2 protein-coding genes and 2 pseudogenes are annotated in these 2,427 nt (G+C 33.0%); 2 read left to right on the forward strand and 2 right to left on the reverse strand.

Annotated features, from left to right (window positions below):
* Window positions 1-109 precede the first annotated feature (109 nt).
* Together ACLN19_RS09015 and ACLN19_RS09020 are read right to left on the reverse strand one after the other, a co-directional pair.
* Window positions 110-336 (reverse strand): annotated as a pseudogene (locus ACLN19_RS09015) (IS30 family transposase); the annotation flags it as partial.
* Window positions 324-701, reverse strand: a pseudogene (locus ACLN19_RS09020) (IS3 family transposase); the annotation flags it as partial. The pseudogenes ACLN19_RS09020 and ACLN19_RS09015, both read right to left, overlap by 13 nt.
* Window positions 702-923: 222 nt before the next feature.
* Between ACLN19_RS09020 and ACLN19_RS09025 the strand changes: the two are divergent.
* Complete coding sequence (locus tag ACLN19_RS09025; RefSeq protein ID WP_413385507.1) at window positions 924-2,111, forward strand: hypothetical protein; 1,188 nt, start codon at window positions 924-926, stop codon at window positions 2,109-2,111.
* 94 nt (window positions 2,112-2,205) lie between these two features.
* Window positions 2,206-2,394, forward strand: coding sequence for a DUF1294 domain-containing protein (locus tag ACLN19_RS09030; RefSeq protein ID WP_413385509.1), 189 nt, complete (start codon window positions 2,206-2,208; stop codon window positions 2,392-2,394).
* Window positions 2,395-2,427: the final 33 nt, after the last annotated feature.

Genomic DNA, 2,427 nt, shown 5'->3' on the forward strand with positions numbered 1-2,427 from the left:
ATAGTGTCTAGTGAATTTTTGTTTTTTCACTGTCTACTATATGGGGAGTATATCAAACTATAAGGGGAGTTTTTATATGTGATAAATTGTAAGAATAAGTGTAACATCTCTATTTGAACTCATTTAAGAAAACTTCAAAAGCGGTTCTGTAAGCCAAACATTTTCGTGGTCGGTGATTGATTTCCTCTAATGCCCTTTCCAAAGCCTCATCAGAATAGTGTCTAAATCGGTTTTCTTAGGAAAATAGTCTCGCAGTAAATCATTGGCATTCTCATTGCTTCCTCTTTGCCAAGAAGAATAGGGGTCCGCAAAATAAAACGATATTCCCAAGTTTTCTTGCGCTTACGCCCTGTTTTTGCTGGTCTCCCTCTTCTTTTCTCAACAATAGTATACCCATTTTTCTTGTATTGCGCTATCCAGTTGGAAAGTATACTAAAGTGAGGGAGGGCAAAGTCAAGAGATACTTGATATTGAGACTGACCTTCCATCGATACCTTGTCTATCATTTCTTGTTTCCGTTCAGGGGGATAATAGGTGTTTTTGCCTTTCTCAACAATGCCTATGCCATACCTGTCCATGAGTTTTACCATGTATTTGAGACGAGACTGATTGACACTATACCTTTGACTAAGCTGGGGCCAGGATACCCCACTTTTTCTAAGCCGATAAATATCGAGTTTCGTTTTATAACCTAATTTCATAGACCCCCAAAAAGTTAGATTTTTTTGTCTAACTTTTTTTTGGGGGGGTAGTGCAAAATAACTTTTTTAATTTTTCAAAAACTAGCTAAAATAGCCCTAATCCCTTGTAAAATAAGGAGTTTGGGCTGTTTTAGTGTTTTCTTAACTCTTATCATAAACTCTCAGCGACATGAAATAATGCTATAATCTCTTTGTATTACAAATAGAAAGAATATAGTAGTTATGAATAAAGTTATAAGTGAATTTCATGAAAATAAAAATCAACATCAAAAAGATTTTCCAACTCTTTTTGATTTTGGCGACATGACAAAATCGGAAGAAAGTTTAGTCAGTGGTCTGCTCGCCTTAGTTGGAAAAGAGATGAAATTAAGAGGTGAATATAATCCAAATGATTTGATTGAAATTCCATATCGTGACTTAGCTATTCTAGCTAGTGGGAAGCTGGTGAGAACATCTATTGATAAAAAAACTGGTGAAAAATACCAGTACATTGCAACTGGAAAAATGTTGAATGAATTGATTGAAGTGATTCAACAAAAATTGAAATCTGTCAGATATGATTCTTATGAGCTCTTTTCAGAATGCCAAATTAATCATAAAGAGCAATTATTGAAAGTTAATCTTAGTGATGAAATTTACCGTCAAGAATATATCGATGAAGCAGGAAATTTACACGAAGCTAAGCGCGTGTATGAATTATTTTTCCAAGAGAATTGGAGTAACGTGCAATATCTTTATTATAATCCTGCTTTTCACAATGCTTTAGGTTCAAAATATGCTATGCGGATATATCGAGCGCTGGCAACTTTTCGCAAAGGGACTTTTTTCAGAATCAAAGCAGATAGTCTCATAGAAGATATTATGAAATTAGATACCCCTAGCAAGAGAAGAGCAAGCAGTAAATATATAACTGAGGGCTTTGATATTTTACAGAAAGCTAGAGATCAATATGATAATCCTGTTTTTCCAGATTTAAAACTGATAAAAGAAAAACAAGGACGTAAAATTGTCAGATACACATTTGAATTCAAACCTTTTTCAAACGATATGTTACCTTTGATTGAAGTCGATGATAAAGGACGCTTTGTCTTTGATTTTGGTTATCAAAAAGTGGATAGTGAAACGAATGCGTCAGAAGACTTTTTAGAGGTCATGGATGTTTTCTATGCTGTATTTAGTAAAGATATTAGTGTAGATAATCTTAATAATCATAGAACGATAAAGAAATGGCTAGAACAAGTTGATAAAGATTTAGTTATTGAAATACTCAACCGCACAGGCTATAAAGCTGGTCGCACGTTTGGTTGGACAGTAGGTGCTATGAATAAAATCATTGCAATGGGAATCACTACTAAAGACGAACTTATACGAATAGAAGATTTAGCACAACTTATCAATTTTTGGAACTAGATAATTATCGTTCTGAAATGTCTTTAAAAGCAACTTTATTAGATTAACTATATTTGATAGCTCAACTTATCATAAAATTATTAGGAGAGTACATATGATTCCTTATTCATATATTATTAACACGTCAAAAAGTTATATTTTTATCGGTTTGTTTTGTTGGAATGTTATTGTGTTTTTCTTATACGGTATAGATAAATATAAAGCTGTAAAAGATTCTTGGCGTATATCTGAAAAACGATTGTTAACGTATGAATCGGTTACTGAATCGGTTACACTAAACTAGACAATATTTATAAAGTGTTCTACACTAAAGAAA

The organism is Streptococcus lishijunsis (assembly GCF_047290665.1).
GTDB lineage: Bacteria > Bacillota > Bacilli > Lactobacillales > Streptococcaceae > Streptococcus.